8 protein-coding genes are annotated in these 18799 nt (G+C 38.6%); 3 read left to right on the forward strand and 5 right to left on the reverse strand.

Features of this window, described 5'->3' with window-relative positions:
- Positions 1-147: 147 nt before the first annotated feature.
- The gene (locus SAGCYANO_RS16340; protein ID WP_202221050.1) at positions 148-2964 is read left to right on the forward strand and encodes a histidine kinase dimerization/phosphoacceptor domain -containing protein; all 2817 of its coding nucleotides are present in this window, start codon (positions 148-150) and stop codon (positions 2962-2964) included.
- A gap of 45 nt (positions 2965-3009) precedes the next feature.
- Positions 3010-4824: an EAL domain-containing protein gene (locus SAGCYANO_RS16345; protein WP_202221051.1), complete on the forward strand. Its 1815-nt coding sequence runs from the start codon at positions 3010-3012 to the stop codon at positions 4822-4824.
- Between the two features lie 820 nt (positions 4825-5644).
- Here SAGCYANO_RS16345 and rimK read toward each other — a convergent pair.
- From rimK to SAGCYANO_RS16365, 4 genes are all read right to left on the reverse strand, one after another.
- The gene (gene rimK, locus SAGCYANO_RS16350; protein ID WP_202221052.1) at positions 5645-6535 is read right to left on the reverse strand and encodes a 30S ribosomal protein S6--L-glutamate ligase; all 891 of its coding nucleotides are present in this window, start codon (positions 6533-6535) and stop codon (positions 5645-5647) included.
- A gap of 22 nt (positions 6536-6557) precedes the next feature.
- On the reverse strand, positions 6558-7016 hold the full coding sequence (locus SAGCYANO_RS16355) for an ATP-dependent zinc protease (RefSeq protein ID WP_202221053.1): 459 nt from the start codon (positions 7014-7016) through the stop codon (positions 6558-6560).
- A gap of 678 nt (positions 7017-7694) precedes the next feature.
- A complete protein-coding gene (locus SAGCYANO_RS16360) occupies positions 7695-9860 on the reverse strand; it encodes a transglycosylase SLT domain-containing protein (protein WP_202221054.1) in 2166 nt (721 codons plus the stop codon).
- 688 nt (positions 9861-10548) lie between these two features.
- Positions 10549-14514 carry an EAL domain-containing protein gene (locus SAGCYANO_RS16365; protein ID WP_202221055.1) on the reverse strand — a complete coding sequence of 1322 codons (3966 nt, stop codon included), beginning with the start codon at positions 14512-14514 and terminating at the stop codon, positions 10549-10551.
- Positions 14515-15221: 707 nt separating this feature from the next.
- Here SAGCYANO_RS16365 and SAGCYANO_RS16370 point away from each other — a divergent pair.
- Positions 15222-16694: a leucyl aminopeptidase gene (locus SAGCYANO_RS16370; protein WP_202221056.1), complete on the forward strand. Its 1473-nt coding sequence runs from the start codon at positions 15222-15224 to the stop codon at positions 16692-16694.
- Positions 16695-17536: 842 nt separating this feature from the next.
- Here the strand turns inward: SAGCYANO_RS16370 and SAGCYANO_RS16375 are convergent.
- Positions 17537-18796, reverse strand: coding sequence for a flotillin family protein (locus SAGCYANO_RS16375; RefSeq protein WP_202221057.1), 1260 nt, complete (start codon positions 18794-18796; stop codon positions 17537-17539).
- Between the last annotated feature and the right edge of the window lie 3 nt (positions 18797-18799).

Consider the following 18799-nt stretch of genomic DNA (forward strand, 5'->3'; position numbering starts at 1 on the left):
TTTAGATAACAGGAAGTTTTATTCATGTTAAAAATTCTCGTGCATAATTTAATAATCAGGGTAGTTTGTTTTTGGAGGCGACAACGTTCTAATTATGTCCAAAGTCTTTCCGGCAAAATTTCTCTGTGTAGTTTTTAGTGATTTTTTATGTTACAAATATCAACAGTAATGTTACTACTGATATTTGTAACAGTTTGGAATGGGCATCGAACTAGCTATAACCTAGCAAGAAATCTCCATAAAGAAATTATCAATAATGTTACTAATTTACTAGAAAATTATCTGCGTCAACCTCTTTTGATTAACCAGATGAACCACAATGCTGTGAAATTAGGTTTGTTGGATTTATCCGATCTAGAAACAACAGGGCGTTTATTCCTCCAGCAAAGCCAGATATTTGATGTCAGCTATATTAACTTTGCTAATGAGGACGGAGAATTTGTGGGTGCTGGTATAACAGCCAAGAATTATATAAGTATTGATATTACAAATCGCTCCCATCCTCAAATCGTATATGAATATGCTGTTGACTCAGAAGGAAATCTGGGAAATGTTCGCAGAACTTATGCCTACAATTACAAAACAGAACACTGGTATACTCAGCCAATTAAAGCAGGTAAAGCTATCTGGAGCGACATTTATCTGTGCGATGGAATAACTAATGCCTTAGCAATTTCTGCGAGTTACCCCATCTATGACGACAACCAAAAATTACTTGGTGTTTTGGGAGTAGATCAAGGGATTTCCGATCTTTCCAATTTCCTACAGAAGTTAAAAATTAGTCAATCTGAAGTAGTGATGATTATGGAGCGCTCAGGAATGTTGGTTGCCAGTTCCTCAAAATTACCTTCTTTTGAAGTTGTCAATGGTAAAGCAAAACGGTTAGCAGCAGTTAATAGTCCCGATCCCCTGACTCAAGCAACTGCTCAATATTTGCAGCAAGAGCTTGAAAACCTACAGAAAATTGAGTCAGAGCAACATTTTCATACTAAATTACTAGGCAAGCAATATTTTGTTCATGTTTCAAGTTGGGGAGACAATTTAGGTCTGGACTGGGTGGTAGTTGTAGCAACACCGGAGTCATACTTAATGGCAGGTGTTTATGCCAGGCTGAAAATCATTATCCTAGTTTCTTTCATAGCATTCATACTAGCAATACCATTAGCCATCAAGATTGCACGTTGGCTTACTACTCCTATTCTCAGCGTTCATCAAGCATCTCTATCTGTTGCGTATGGAAATTTAGACCAGAAAGTGCCATTAAAAAGTCTTGCTCCTTGGCTACCAAATATTCGCGAACTAGACGAACTAGCGATCGCTTTTAATCTAATGGCTGCTCAGTTAACAACTGCTTTTGAAGCATGGGTAGTAATGAATCAGAGCTTAGAAAAACAAGTTGATGAACGCACTGAACAACTGCAAAGGAGTCGCAGACAGTTAATTGCTCATAATCAGTCTCTGATCGAGTTATCTAAAAATAAGGTATTAACTCAAGGAGATTTCTTAGCAGCTTGCCAAAAAATCAATGAAGTCGTATCGCAAACATTGGAAGTTAAACAAGTAGGTATTTGGTTGCTAGATGATGCTCACACTCTCATTCAATGTGTTGATTTTTACAGACTTACAACAGACGAACATACTCAACAAATAGAATTGCTAGCTGCTGACTATCCAAGCTACTTCCAAGCTTGGAAAAATAATCGGGTACTGGTGATTGACAACGTACATTCCGATCCAAGAGTCAAAGATTTGCTTCAGGAATATCTGATACCACTTGGCATCACTTCCATGTTAGATGCTTTGATTTATTCTGGAGGAAAAGTCATTGGGGTCATTCGTCTAGAGCATATTGGTACTCCCCGTACCTGGACTCTAGAGGAACAAAATTTTATTGCTACTCTAGCAGATTTTGTAGCCCTAGCACTAGAAGCAAGTGAGCGAGTTGAAGCAGAGCGCGCTCATCAGTTAGCACAAAAAGCGCTTCAGCAGAGCGAAACCCGTAACCGGGCAATGTTAGAGGCAATTCCAGATTTAATTATGCGCGTGCAGCGAGATGGCACTTGTTTAGATTTTATTCCTCCTGAAAATATTGATATGGTAGATTTTACCTCTAATGATGAACCTTTACCAATAAATTTATTAGAGCAAGAGCTTTACTATATCAATCAAGCAATACTCACAGGCAAACTACAAGTTTATGAACGACAAATTCTCAGAGATGGTGAGGTACGTTACGAAGAACTCCGCATCGTTGGCAATGGAGAAGAGGAAGTATTAATGATTGTGCGAGATATCACCGAACGGAAACAAGCTGAGGAGCAAATCAAGCAATCTTTAGCAGAAAAAGAAATATTACTTAAAGAGATTCATCATCGCGTTAAAAATAACCTCAATATTATCTCTAATTTATTAGATTTGCAATCCTACTCAATTACTGATGACATTTCGCTTCACCTATTTAATGATGCTAAAAAACGCATTCAAACTATGGGACTAATTCACGAACAGCTTTACAAAGGTAATCATTTTGGAAAGGTAGATTTTGGAGAATACATCAAGCAGTTAGTCAACAATATCTTTTTTTATTGTCAAAGCAACCATAACAGAGTAAATCCTATTATTAAAGTCGAACCAATATTACTCAATTTAGAAACAGCTGTTCCTTGCGGGTTACTGATTAATGAACTTCTGATGAATGCTTTTAAACACGGTTTTCCCGATCTAAGATTAGGAGAAGTTCGGATCGTGATGTTTAAAGATATCAATGAAAAATTCGTCTTGGAAGTATGTGATAATGGTATTGGAATACCTTCGACAGTTAATTGGGAAACTTCTAATTCTCTGGGTTTAAAACTCGTCCGTATTTTGGCGAAACAGTTAAATGGAACTATTACTGTTGATACTTCTGAGGGCACATCTATTAGTTTGATTTTCTCAGAATTAAAGTATAAACAAAGGTTTTAAAATGTCAAAAAAATTATAATATATATTATCTTTGGAGATATTACAATGAAAATCACTAGCCCTTATGCAAAAAATGATCGAGTTAACCACACTGCAACTACTAGAATTCTGATTGTTGAAGATGAGTTAATTGTAGCAGAAAACCTAAAAATGGTTTTACAAAAACTAGGCTATGAAATTGTCGGAGTTGTTCACTCTGGAGAAGAAGTAATACAACAGGTTGCGAAAACAAATCCAGATGTGATCCTCATGGATATCATGCTTCAAGGCGAGATTGACGGAATTACAGCAGCAGCAAAAATATACCAACAATTCCAGTCTCCAGTAATTTTTACTACAGCCTATGATGACGATGATACCATCGAACGAGCAAAACATACACACCCCTATGGTTATCTCATCAAACCTTTTCAAATCGCAAACTTAAAAACTACTATAGAGATGACATTGCAAAAACACCAGTCAGTTGTTGCTACCAAAGCAGAATATACTGGTAAACTTGAAGATGCTTACCAAAAGTTAGAGCGTTTGCACAAGTATGATCCACTGACCAACCTACCCACTAGGAAAGTTTTGCAAAGTATGTTTGAAGAGATAGTAGATACATTATCAAACCCAGTAGTGAACGACCGCTCTCATTTACACCAATCTCTCTACATACCAGTATTTTGTCTGAGTATCGATCGCTTCTATCGAATCTACCAATACATGGATCATCAAGAAACTGACTATTTGTTGCAAGCTGTGGCCAAGCGAATTGTTGAGGTAGTAGGAAAAAATAATGTTGTTGCCCGTACAGATATTAATGAGTTTATCCTAATTTTGGAGCCTGTTGAGTATTTAGGTCAAGCTAGCGAAATTGCTAAATGCGTATTAAAAACGGTCGCCGATTCTTATATTATTGGAGAGCGAGAAGTTTTTCTCACAGCCAGCCTTGGTGGAGCGCTCTATCCTCGTGACAGCAACAGTTTTCTTTCTTTATTACAAGATTGTCATTTAGTCATGCAAAAAGCCCAAGATCAAGGAGGAAACCGTCATCAATTCCATAGCTCACAGGGTAAAACCAACAATACTAACTTGTTAGCTCTAGAAACAGATTTACATTATGCGATCGACCGCGAACAACTGCAGCTTTATTATCAACCGAAAGTAGACCTAAAAACAGGTAAAATTTCTGGTGCTGAAGCTCTCTTGCGTTGGCAGCACCCACAGTCAGGTTTCATATCTCCAGCAAGATTTATTCCTCTAGCAGAAGCTACTGGTTTGATTGAAACTATTGGGGAATGGGTATTAGAAAATGCCTGCAAACAACTCCAAGTATGGAAAGAAGATGAGCTGCTCAAAGACTTTAAAGTAGCTGTTAACATTTCAAGTTATCAACTTCGACAACCTCTGTTACAGCATAAGTTTTCCAAAATATTACTAAATCACCAACTCAGTGCTAATTTTATAGAATTGGAGTTGACTGAAAGTGCTTTAGTGGAAGATATCGATTTAGCCCAGCAACAGCTAGAAGCTTTCAAAACTCTAGGACTGAATCTAGCGATCGATGATTTTGGCACTGGTTATTCGTCTTTGAGCTATCTCTACAGATTTCCTTTTGATACTCTGAAGCTCGACCGTTCATTTTTATCCAATATTCACAAGCATTCTAAGAACAGAGCTATTGTGATTGCAATGATTCAGATGGCACGTCAACTAGAGCTTACTGTTGTAGCAGAAGGAGTGGAAACAGAAGAAGAACTAGCATTCTTGCAAAAACACCATTGTGATATGATTCAGGGTTATCTTTTTAGTCCTCCTATTTCTGCACAGGCATTTTACGAATTAGTGCATCAGGGAAAAATTTTGCCTATATAGCAGGAGGAAGAAGGAAGAAGGAAGGGGGAAGAAGGAAGAAGGAAGGGGGAAGAAGGAAGAAGGAAGAAGGAAAAATCTGTTGTCTGAGTTTTACAGCAGTTTTCATTTTGGTAGACTACAGTAAGAGCAAATGACCTTATGCTAACCTAGAGAGCTTCTCCGCTTTATATGTTGTGGAGCAAAACGCCCCTACAACCTACATTCCACACGACAAAATGTAGCATAAAAATATAAGTCAAAAGTTAAAAGTTAAAAGTCAAAAGTTAAAAGTTAAAAGTAATATCAAATCCGGTAGCATCGGTGTAATTAGATGGGGGATGGGGGATGGGGGGATGGGGAGATGGGGGGATGGGGGGATGGAGAAATATTTGGTAATCGTTGAAGATGAAACATTTTTTACGTGCCGAATTAAACGGATTTGATATAAGAAGAAAATTATAGTGGTCAATAGGAGTCAATAATTCAGTAATATCATGTTCGGTTGAATACTTACACTTTGGAGGAAGGAAGGCAGAAGGCAACCCACCCCTAACCCCTCCCAGGAGGGGAAGGCTGGAGGCAGTAGAGAATATTGGTTCAAGGCCAGAAGTTTTTTTTATAACTGATTATCCGAACATGATATAAGTATTTATGCTTAATATTTAACTGAAAATTTGACTTTTGAGAAGTAATTTATACAGTATAAATATTTACCAATAATAGAAATTGTATACTACTTTTAATGTTACGCTCTTGACGTGGGGAATGTGGGCTACAAGATTTTTGTTATTACCGAATAATTAAGGTTTAAAGCCTCTCCTTAATTATTAATTATTAATTATTAATTGTTGAACCTTTTTTCTGCATTCTTCTCTAAAAACTCAATTATCTTGCCAGAAACATCTACTCCTGTAGCTGTTTCTATTCCTTCTAAACCAGGAGAAGAATTCACCTCCATCACCACAGGGCCATGATTAGAGCGTAACAAATCTACTCCAGCAACTCTCAACCCCATTGCTTTAGCTGAACGCACAGCAGTTGAACGTTCTTCAGGAGTTAATTTAATTTTTTCTGCTTTACCACCCCGGTGCAAGTTAGAGCGAAACTCACCCTCAGCTCCCTGTCTTTTCATAGATGCTATTACTTTATCTCCTACTACAAAACATCGCAGGTCTGCACCATCTGCTTCTTGAATAAATTCTTGAACTAAAATATTAGCATCCAAGCCACGAAAAGCTTCAATAACTGACTTAGCAGCTTGATAAGTTTCTGTTAAAACTACTCCTATTCCTTGAGTGCCTTCTAATAGTTTAATTACTAAAGGAGCGCCTCCCACAGTATTAATTAAACCATCAATATCTTTAGTGGAATTAGCAAACCCAGTTACAGGTAATCCAATTCCGTCTCTAGCTAATAATTGCAAACAATGTAATTTATCGCGAGACCGAGAAATGGCTTGAGAAGGATTTGGGGTAAAAACTCCCATCATTTCAAACTGTCTAACTACAGCAGTCCCATAAAATGTTTTAGAAGCACCAATGCGAGGAATTATAGCATCAAATCCTTCCAAAGGTTCACCTTTGTAAATAACTTGAGGCTTCATAGAAGTAATATTCATATAACAGCGCAAGTAATCAATAACTTGCACTTCGTGACCTTTTTTTTCCCCTGCTTCTAGCAATTTTCTAGTCGAATAAAGAGTTGGTTCAGTTGATAAGATAGCGATTTTCATTTGATTGTTTTCTACAATTTATTTACCTGATTTTTGACATTTTTTTTGCCTTTTTACCTAAATAGGATTTGCTTGGGTCAATTAAGAAAATTCCTCGCACAGCTTGTCGCCCTAATAACATTCTAAATCCCATTAATTCCCGATTAGTTAATGTTAACTCAACTTGCCATTTTTCTTGCATTAAATTTACTTCTGTGAGAATCACAGGGCGTAATTCTGCTTGTCCACTAGAACTACGAACATGACGTTCATCTATTAATTCTGCTTCAGCAATTACTATTTGATTCGTATCTCGTTGTTTGGGATGAATTTTAAATTTTACTCTTGGTTTACCATCGATTTCAAAAGTCTCAATATCAAAAGCGTGTAAACTAGAGGTACGAGCGCCAGTATCGATTTTTGCCTTGATTTTAGTAATGCCAATTTCGGGTAATGCTATCCATTCCCGCCAGCCAATAATTGGTAATTCTTGATGTTTCATATTTAGTTTTAGGGAGTAGGGAGTAGGGAGTAGGGAGTAGGGAGTAGGGAGTAGGAAAAATGGGGAGCAAGATAGGGAACAAGCTAAATATTTTTGGCTTGTCAATTTTACCGAATAATATCATGTCCGGTAGCATCGGTATTGTATAGCAAAGGTAAGGAAGAAGGAAGAGGGAAGAGGGAAGAAGAGGGAAGAAAGCTACCCTCGCAAGAAAAAAATCTAAATTTCCTGTAGATATTCACCCTTGGGTTTACACAAACGATTGCGTTCGGACATGATATAATTAAGGTAAAAATTATCTCCTTTAAAGGAGAAACAAGCGGTCGTAGCGCAGCTTCCCGTAGGGTGGGATGGCGAGGACACCTGCGCCATATCCAATCGACCAAGAGAGAAAAAATTTTCCTTTTATTTAATCCTCTTCCTTTTAGGGAGAGGTAATTATCAATTATCAATTATCCATTATTGAACACATTAATCACCGAACCTGCTGTAAGTGCGTTATTATTGGGTTGGGGGCGGGTTCATCTAATCATTTGTAACGCCATTAATTTAACGTGGAACCCGCATCTACATATTGCAATATTTTAGGTGTGTCACGCCACTACTAGAGAATCTCCCCATCTCCCCATCTCCCCATCTCCCCATCTCCCCACCCTATTTGACATGACTCCTGACTCCTTATTTCTGATGTTTAGCGTAATGTCTCTCCATTAACTGAGCAACTTCAGGATTATAAATTTGCAAATAATTCCAATAATTTTCAAAGACAGACTCCACATAACCCCTAGTTTCAGGATAAGGAATTTTCTCCACAAAAGCATCAGCATCATCAAACCCAAACCGCTTTAACCAACCACTCACAGCATTCGGTCCAGCATTATAACTCGCCACTGCTAACATCGAATTATCCTTGTACTCTTTATGAGTAAAACCCAAGTAATAAGTACCCAAATTTACATTATCATTCACATTCTCTAAATCATAATTCGCAAGATTAATTTTCTTAGCTACCTCCTTTCCCGTTTCTGGCATAACTTGCATTAACCCCGTAGCACCAACTACCGATTTTATCTTCGGCATAAAACGAGATTCTTGACGAATTAAAGCAGTAACCAACACAGTATTTAACTCTCGTTTGTTAGACCATTTCACAACAGTTTCCAAATAAGGAAAAGGATACAAAGTTTGCCAATAAGTAGGCTTTTCCTTCAATGCTTTATACTCAGCTATCTCCTCTGGTTTTTCCCGTCTGCTCAAGCTAGTAAGCATCCAAATACCATCTAAATTATCTCCTATACCAATCCTTAACACACCATCAGTATACTGTTGAGCAACAGTTGGACTCATCCTATCTTCAAATTCTACCTGCCATTGTTTCCAAGCATCCCGGTCTTGACCGATCTGATATAGTTCTCGCAACGTGTCAGAACCAAAAGGCAATGGGTCTCGCTGTTTAGTATGTACAACCTTTGGAGATAGAGAACGAATGGTAGTAAAATCACCCACAGGCCAATCCAACATCACCGCTGATCGCCAAGCATAATAAGAGTGGGGATAACGTAAAATCATAAATTCAAAAGCCTTTTTAGCATCCTCTGTTTGCCCAAGTTGTTGTGCCCACTTACCTACCCAGAAACCTGCTTGTGGTGCTAACTCACTATCAGGATTATTCGCAGTCAACTCTTGTGCCCACTTCCAAGCTACTTGTAAATTGCCCCCCTCAGCAGCTTTTTCGGCCAACTCCCACCGTAATTCAGCAGCCGCCTCAGAATTCTTATACTTACTCAACAACTGTTGACGTACCTGTGAAGCTGACTTAGCAGAGTCCAGTCGATCGAGTAACTTAGACTTGTCGAGCATAGCTTCAGCAGCATGGCTAGGAAAATTAGCAATTACTCTGTCAAGATAGGGTATGGCTTCTTTTGGATCGACCAGTCTCGACAGACGGATCAAACCCAAAGCTGTATCTTCTCCCCCATTGGGAAACTGATTAATTAAGGCTTTGTAGGCTTCGCGGGACTCCTTGGTTTTTCTCCCTAACCATAAACCCCTGGCATAACGATATAAATTTTTGGGGGTCTTGGTTGCTTTCTGATATGCCAGGCCACCTTTAAAATAATCCTGCTTTTCCCAATATCCAAAAGCAATCATTTCCCAATCTTCAGGAGTTAACTGGGAGGCATATTTTGTTCTGAGTTGCTCCAATACTGTTCCATATTCCGGCACATGAAAAGCATATTTAGCAATGAGCAATAACAACTGAGGTTGATTAGGATTTTGCTTCAGTCTTTCTTGAGCAATTTTCACTGTAGTGGGATGACCTGGAAATTTAGCGATCGCCTCATCCCAATATTCCGGATTTTGTTTTCCTAGAACATACAAAGCTTCTGCTACAACTGGTTCTTCTGGATAGGTTGCTAATAATTCTGACCAAGCTTGTTGTGCTTTTTCAGTGTCCCCAGTTAATTCATAAGCTTGTGCCCGTTTTAAGATGACATAGGGTGCTAGAACTGTATATTCTTGGTCTAAATTCTTAAGTTGAGCGATCGCCGACTCTACCTCTCCCTGTTGCATTAAATCATTGGCCAGAATATAACGTGCTCTACTGCTATTTAGAGATTTTCCTTTCTTTATAGCAGTTTCGAGTTTATTCCTTCGTTGCTGGGGTGGATATGACACAAAATTTGTTACATCTAGCTCTGGGTTGAGCTGCTGATTTTGGGTTGGGTTTTGAGAGATACTTTTGTTATGGTTTGTCAGTTCTGGTAGAAACACTCCTAGTAACAAAGCACTTATAGAAACGCCGACCAGTATAGAAACTTTTGTTATATTTTGCTTTAGCATTTACTTATCTTGATAAAAAGGATATGGTATAATTTTTTTTCCTAGCAATAATTCTATTTTTCCTAATTTGTATTTTGGATTACAGTTTTGGAAAAAACAGAAATTCTCTCAATCTTAATTTCAGAGTTGAGCAATGGACTTTCATCAAAATTTTGACTCAGCCCATATTAGTCATCATATAGCAGTCGAAGCAAAGGGCGCGGACATATCAAAAGCTTAAAATTCAGACAAAGCCAGATTTTTCCTTCTGCCTTCTGCTATATCTGGGATTATTTTCTTTAGACATCTCCACCAAAAGAGGGAACAGGGAACAAGGAACAGGGAACCCACCCCTAACCCCTCCCAGGAGGGGAATAATTGGTAATTTATGGATAAGAATTGATTTTATTTTGAATTTTCACGCCTATGTCTTTTAGTGAGCTACACATTTTCTGACTAATTTCCGGACTGAATCTATTACTAATTTTGGTATTGCTGAATTAAGGTATGAAAAGGTAAGTTTATAGGGAATAGGGAATAGGGAATAGGGAACAGGGAATATTAATATAGAATCCGGTTATACAGTATATGTTTATAATTCTATCCACACTTCAATATTAAATCTCCCCATCTCCCCATCTCCCCATCTCCCCATCTCCCCCATCTCCCCATCTCCCCATCTCCCCATCCCCCCATCTCCCCATCTCCCCTACGACTCATCTGGCAAATCTAAGGGTTGTGGATAACTAATTCCATAACCTTGACCATAGTCTACACCTATAGTCTTAATTTTCTCTAAGATATCACGATTGCTCACAAACTCAGCAATCGTTTTGAGACCCATCACATGGCCAATCCGATTCATTCCCTCAACTATTGCATAATCTAAGGGGTCGCTAACAATATCCTTGACAAAACTACCATCAATTTTTAAGTAATCTACAGGCAAATTTTTCAGATAAGTAAAAGAAGAAACTCCACTACCAAAGTCATCTAGAGCAAAACAACAACCCAAATCTTTAAGCTGTTTAATTAATTTAGCTGCTTGAGATAGATTAGCGATCGCCACTGTCTCAGTAATCTCAAAACATATCATCTGTGGAGAAATATTAAACCTGTCTAATTCTGCTTGTAAAAAAGTAACAAATTCCTGGTCATTAACCGTTTCACCAGAAAGATTAATTGCATAAATAGTATCTGTTTTACTTATATCTGACTCCCCAAACAATCTCTCATTATCAAGATCCTCAAAAGATGGTTGCAACTGACCTTGGAGCTGTGACAAATAACTAAAAAAGTTTTGAATCACCCAACGGTCAATCATTGGCATCAGATTATATCTTTCTGCTGCCGGAAGAAAGGCCATTGGCGGAATTAAGTTATCTGTTTCATCTCTTAAGCGTAAAAGTATCTCATAATAAAAATTATTCAGATGCGAATTTGCCAATGGTGCAACAGGTTGATAATACAAACAGAAAAGATTTTGTTCGCAAGCTTGATGAATTTTTGTTACCCAATGTACAGTATTTTTTTGCTGCTTCAAATCTGAATCATCAGTTTCGTAAACCTGAAAACGATTTCGGCCTCTATTTTTGGCCACATAACAAGCAGCATCAGCAGCACTGAGCAGCCAATTAACATCATTGATCACACCTGCCTGACTGAGATTTTCCTGACTCAGAGTAATCATACCCATACTAACACCAATATTAAAAGTTTTATCCTCCCATACAAATCTGTAATCCTGAATACTATCAATTAACTTTTGCACTACTTTTTGAGCATTATCCATGTCGCACTTTAATAATAGCAAAGCAAATTCATCTCCACCGATCCGAGCTAAAATATCTGCTTGACGGCATTGAGATTGTAATAGAGTGGTAACCTGGCGCAACAATTCATCCCCAGCTTTATGACCACAGGTATCATTAACAATTTTAAATCGATCTAAGTCTATATAAGCAAGAGTATGTACTTGATTGTTTTGATTCACTTCCTCCAAAGAATTTTCTAAATATTTCTCAAATTCTCTGCGGTTTAACAACCCTGTTAGAGAATCATGTTGAGCTTGCCAAAATATTTGATTTCTCAACTTGCGCTTGTCTGTCACATCTCGAAATACTAACACTGCTCCTAAGATTTGATCGTCTTCTGTTTTGATAGGAGCAGCAGAATCTTCTATTGCATATTCTTGACCATCACTAGCCACCAAAAGAGTATGATTTCCCAGTTCGACAATTTGCCCGTCTCGGAAAACTATATCTACCGGACTTTCCATTGGTGTGCGGTCTTGCTCATCAAAAATTTGGAAAATCTCAGATAGTGGCAAACCTTTAGCTACTGATAACTCCCATCCAGTAAGTTTTTCAGCAATGGGATTCAGATAATCAACATAACCTTTGTCATCAGTAGTAATCACCCCATCACCGATAGATTTTAATGTAATTTCGGCTAGTTCTTTTTCTTGAAACAGAGCCAACTCCATCTGTTTGCGTTCTGTAATATCTTCAAAAATACCAGCCGTGCGGTATATTTCTCCAGTTCGATCGCGTACAGGAAAAGCACGACTCCAAATCCAGCGCATTTCACCATCAGGCCGTACAATTCGATACTCATCGTCAGTAAACTCACCACGCCGTTGTTTTTCATCATCCAAAACAAAACTATCGCGGTCTAATGGATGAATGCTATTTATAACTGTTTCTCGCCATTGGTCTAAATTTGTAATGGAGCGCCCCCAAACATATTCATAAGTGGGACTGACGTAGATTGACTCATTTTTGTCAAGGGTGGTTATCCAAAAAACCTCTCGGATATTTTCGGCAATTTGACGGAAATTTTCCTCGCTAGACCTCAGAGAATTCTGAGTTTTTTGTCGTTCGATCGCTGTACCTAATATATTAGCTACTGCCTGCAAAAAATAAACATCATCCTGAGTGAACCACCACTTCATTTTAGTATGTATAGCTAGTATCCCATAAGGTTTTTGTTTTTCACCCCCAGGAATAATGACGCTGACTCCAGAAATAATTCCATGTTCATGCAGTAGTTTTGGCGCTCTGAATCTGGTTTCAAAACGAAGGTCTTGAACAATTACAGGTTTAGATGATTTTAGGGTATAACCTGCTTGAGTCTCACTGCCAGCACTTACGAGCGCAAAACCTACAAGTCCTTCTTGCCAACCAACACCAGCTCGTAATAGTAAAGAATTGCTATCAGGTAACAGTTGGAGAATCTTGCAGTATTCTCCATCTAATATTTGAGCAACTATTTGTACTATCTCATCCATCAGTAGAGAAATATTTTTACCTGATAAGGCTTTTTGAGTAATTTGAGCCACAGCTCGCTGCTGTCTAATTCGATTTTTACAAGCTTGAGTAATCAGTCTTAATTGGGAGGTTTGCTCTGTAACTCGTGTTTCTAATTCAGCATTGAGAATAGAAAGTTGTTTTTCTACCTGTTTGTTATCCGTGATATCGTGACCTTCGGAAATTAATAGGATCACCTGTCCAAGTTCGTTAAAAACTGGCTTGAGAGAAAAGTCGATGGTAATTGTTTGTTCATATTGACCAACTACCATAACTTCATAACGTACAAATTCACCTATGACTGCTTTAGCGATCGCTTTTCTCATTTGTTTTTTAGCAAGTCTATGTTTAGTTTCTCTGTTTCTAGGATGTTCTTCATCATCCACTGCTAACCACCATTTAACTTGCCAAAAAAAATGTCCGACAATTTCTTCATGTTTGAGACCAGTAAAATCTAAAAATGTCTGATTAGCTTCTAAAATAGTACCGTCTGGGTTTAAAAGTCCCATAAATTGAAATGTTTGATTAAAAACAGCCTGGAAGCGTCTTTCGCTTTCTCGGATAGCTGTAATATCTCGACCCACTGCTTGATACTCTACTAAGTTATTGTCTTCGTCAAATATTGCTCGATTTGTCCATTCGTGCCACCTCCACTCTCCGTTGGGCATTTCTATTACTTGTTCATTGATAATTGCTGGCTGTTCTGGGGTCAGAGTATCTAATAGTTTTTGTAGCTTTACAACCTCGAAAGATGGTAAAAACTTATAAAAACTTATCCCAATTAGCTGTTCTGGTGTTGTGTCAAAATAGCGACAGTAAGCATCGTTGACAAAATTCAAAATTCCCTCTGGATAAAAACGACAAATCAATTCTGTTTGGTCTTGGACTATGGCACGATATTGACTTTCACTTTTTCGTAGTGCTTCTTCTATATCTTTGCGTTCTTTAATTTCTGATTCTAAAGTTTCGTTAATTATTGTTAATTTGGATGGGCTTGGTAATTCTAATGCTTGGGGAATCAGAGAATACATTTCCAGGGCTGTGTATAGGGAAATCATTACTGTTATTGCTTTGAGACCTCCTAATAACCAATAGGCGGGATGCCACAAAGTCCAAACTTTCAGGAGATGGACTGTACCACAAGAAGCAATAAAAGCCCCAAACATCCAGAAGATCCGTTTAAAGGGTATATCCTTTCGTTGACGGACAAAGTACATTAACATGAATGATATGGAGTAGTAAGCTATTGCTGTTAATGCGTTTGAGGTAGCGTGTAGCAAAATTAAGCCTGATTTCCAAAGATAGCATTGTCCATAGGGCATTAATTGTTCTGGGGAAAATATGTTTTGTATTAATTGCCAAATCATAACTACACTATTTTTGTAAATTTTTTGAAACTTCTAATCCTTATATTTTGGTATAATTTAATGTCTTATGGCTCGTTACACTTATACCAACTCCATAAAATATTGCTACAGTCACGACATAGGTGACAGGGAAACTAGAACTGGGAATAGGGAAATAAAAACATAATAAAAAAGAAGAAAAAAGGTTTAATTTTTATAATTTATGGAATTTATATTTTTTTATTGTAGGAATAAATCGCTAATTAAAATGTAACTACATTTTTGAAAATTTGGTATTATAACTATTTTCAAAAGAATTAGTATTCAAGTAAGCATTTCCTACAAAATGCGCTCGCATTCAGCTTTTTATTTAATGCATGAAGCAAGCATTTGTTTGACTTATACTACATTTTCAACTCTATGGAGGGAAATTGTAGATATGGTTCGATAGACCCCTAAGTTTAAGTGATGGGCTTTACCCATACTTTTAATTCTATAAAGCTGATAGCTGACTGCTGAATGCTAAATGCTTAAATATTGCTGGAACTAGCTAATATTTGAACAGCAATTCCTAGTTCCAGCGATATTTTTTCTGGTCATCTAAATCTATTCCCAAAATTAATGTATATTAACTGAATCAAAAATCATCAAAATAAAAGTAATTATCTGAGTTTGAACTTAAAAACGATTAAGATAATTTACCAATTACCAATTATCAGGAAATCAAGATGGAAATTATAGCAATCAATACACCTATTTTAGAATGGACCGGAGATGCCCTAGCCATTGGTTTATTTGAAGATGCCGATAGTATATTAACCGGGGATATGGCCTATTTGGATGAAAAGCTGACTGGCACTTTATCTGAACTAATCGAAGAAACAGAATTTAAGGGTAAAGTCAACACCAGTGCCTCAACTCGTGTGGGTAGCAAAAAATCCATCCGCAAAATTATTATAGTGGGCCTGGGTAAATCGGAAGAGTTAAAATTAGAAACTCTGCGCCAAGCAGCAGCAACCTGCGGACGTTTGGCAAAAAAGGAGAGATGCAAAACTTTAGGCATTAGCTTGCCAATATGTGAAAATACTGAAGCTACAAGTGCAGCCATAACAGAAGGCGTTGAGTTAGTCCTCCATCAAGATAATCGCTTTAAATCTCAATTGGAAGACCAAGGGCCAGATGTAGAAAAAGTAGAGTTAATCGGTTTAGCTGGCTCTGATGAAGCCATTGCCCGTGCCCGGAAAATCTGTTCTGGGGTGATCCTAGCCAGGGAACTTGTGGCAGCACCTGCTAATTCCTGCACCCCAATAACTATGGCTGAAACTGCTGAAGGTTTGGCTAAAGAGTTTGGGCTAACTATAGAAATTTTGGAACGAGAAGATTGTGAAAAATTAGGTATGGGAGCTTTCCTGGGAGTTGCTAAAGCTTCTGACCTCCCGCCAAAATTTATTCATATCACCTACACACCAGAAGGTACTCCTCGTAAAAAGTTAGCAATAGTAGGAAAAGGCTTAACTTTTGACTCAGGTGGCTTAAACCTCAAACCCTCTGGTAGTGGCATTGAAATGATGAAATTTGATATGGGTGGAGCTGGTACAACTTTTGGTACTGTTAAGGCGATCGCTCAACTTAAACCAGATGTGGAAGTTCACTTTATTAGCGCCGTCACTGAAAATATGGTTAGTGGCCACGCCATGCACCCTGGAGACTTCCTCACTGCTTCTAATGGTAAAACTATTGAGGTTAACAATACGGATGCAGAGGGGCGTTTAACTTTGGCCGATGCTTTAGTTTTTGCCGAGAAATTAGGAGTAGATGCGATCGTTGATTTAGCTACTCTCACAGGTGCTTGTGTTGTGGCGTTGGGTAATGATATTGCTGGTTTATGGAGTCCTAATGATGATTTAGCCGGGCAACTGGCGGCAGCAGCAGAAAGTGCTGGTGAGAAACTATGGCGGATGCCTTTGGAGGAGAAATATTTTGAGGGGTTGAAAGCTATACACGCTGATATGAAAAATACTGGACCTCGCCCTGGTGGTGCTATTACTGCTGCTTTATTTTTGAAGCAGTTTGTTCAAGATACACCTTGGGCACATTTGGATGTGGCTGGACCTGTATGGATAGATGCAGAGAATGGTTACAATAATGCTGGGGCAACTGGTTATGGCGTTCGGACTTTAGTGAATTGGGTTTTGAGTTAGGAGTCAGAATTCAGAATTCAGAATTCAGAATTTAGAATTTAAAATTTAATCTAGTAGTGGACTGAAACACCTAAAATGGTGAGTAGGGGCGGGTTCCGCGTTAAGTTAATGGTGTCACCCACGACTGAGTAAACCCGCCCCCGCCCCAATAATCTAATGCACCATTTACAGCGCTTTTCATTTCAGTAAAGCACAGTAGGGGCGTTAACGATAGTTATGCGAAGCAAATGGCATTTGCGCTCCGCAAAGCTCCGAATTGCGCCCTTATAGGTTTTTGGTTATGACGATGTGGTTTATCAATCTGAAAAGGGCTGTAAGCTGTGTCAGTCTAGTGGACTGTTTCATCTTAAATGTTGCATTAGAAAATGGGGTGATATCAAATCCGGTGGGGTTGTACATAGAATCCGATTATATAATATCTGTTTATAATTTCTTAAATTACTTCAATATTAGACATCTCCTTCATGCATAGTAGGGACGCCCTTATGCAACGTCCCTACAGGGAAATAATTTATAATTTCTGTACGATAATACGATCATAGATTTTTTATTATTGAAGATGTCTATTTAATCTCCCCTACTCCCCCACTCCCCTCTTCCCCTCCAGGGAGGGGCTAGGGTGGGTCCCCCACTCTCAACTATATAATAAGTATTCAACCGGATTTGATATGATGGGGGGATGGGGTGATGGGGAGATGGGGTGACGAAAAAAGCTAATGCACTATTTTAGGTGAAACAGTCCACTACTGGACTCAGAAGTCAGAAGTAAAAAGATTCAGAAATAGAATAATAGAGGAAAAAGGTAGAAAAATTCTCCCCCACTCCCCTACTCCCCTACTTCCCTACTTCCCTACTCCCCTACTCCCTATACCCCGATCGCTTAAATTATTTACCGTAGCAGCTACATCAATACCAGTAGTTTGTTTAAACTCCTCAAGAAAGGCAGCCATTTTTGTCGCATTGTTCCCACCTTGAGCATTAATTACGGTAACATTATCCACATCAACTTCTGGCACAGTAGATACCATAATCTTCAGCAACTCTTCCAATTTCTGATACAGAAAAACTTCTCGTGCGTTTGCACCAGCAGCTTTCCAAGATTCTGCCAACTTCTTAATACCCTCTGCTTGTGCCTTCCCTGGTTCGACAATAGCAGCAGCATCGCCCTTAGCACTAGCGATCGCTCGCTTACATTCAGCTTCTGCGGGAGCAACTACATCTGCCTGTAACTGTTGTTCTACCTGCTTAATACGCTCATTCTGCACTGCTACTTCAGCTTGAGTCCGCGCCACCTCTGACCCAATATCAGCCTCTGCTTCGGCCACCACTGCTTGCCGTTTTGTCACAGCATCTTGAATGCGTCTTTCAGCTTCTGCACGAGCTACAGCAATTTTCGTTTCAATCTGTTTGAAAGAAGTATTCTTTTTGTTCTCTGCTTCTTTAACAATTGATTCTGCCTGGGTTTGTGCTTCTGCAATACGAGAATCTCGCAACAGTTCAGCCTGTTGTTTTCGGCCAATAGAATCAAGATATCCTACATCATCAGCAATATTCTGAATTTGGAGAGTATCCAAAACTAAACCTAATTTTTCTAGGTCGTCTTCTGCTTCTTCCAGCAAGCTTTTAGCAAAAGCAATTTTGTCTTCATTGACTTGTTCTGGTGTCAGAGAAGCTAACACACCACGCAAATTTCCTTCTAGAGTTTCCTGGGCTAATTTTTCAATTTCCTGACGAGTTTTGCCTAGCAGACGCTCGATCGCGTTGTGAATAGTAGGTTCTTCGCCAGCAATTTTGATATTTGCCACACTCTCGACTGTGAGAGGAATACCACCTTTAGAATAAGCATTATTAACCTTGAGTTCAATAATCATATTACTCAAGTCCATGCGGAAAGCTTGTTCTAACAGGGGGACGCGAATGCTACTACCTCCCTTGACGAGACGGTATCCAACTTTTTGATCGCTGTCTCCAACATGGTGACGACTTCCAGAAAAAATTAGGACTTCACTTGGTTGACAAATATAATAAAGGTTGCGAATGACAAAGACACCAGCACCAGTACCAAGACCGAAAACTCCCAATAATGCTAATACTATTTCCATGAT

This window comes from Okeania sp. KiyG1, assembly GCF_014132355.1.
Taxonomy (GTDB): Bacteria; Cyanobacteriota; Cyanobacteriia; order Cyanobacteriales; family Microcoleaceae; genus Okeania.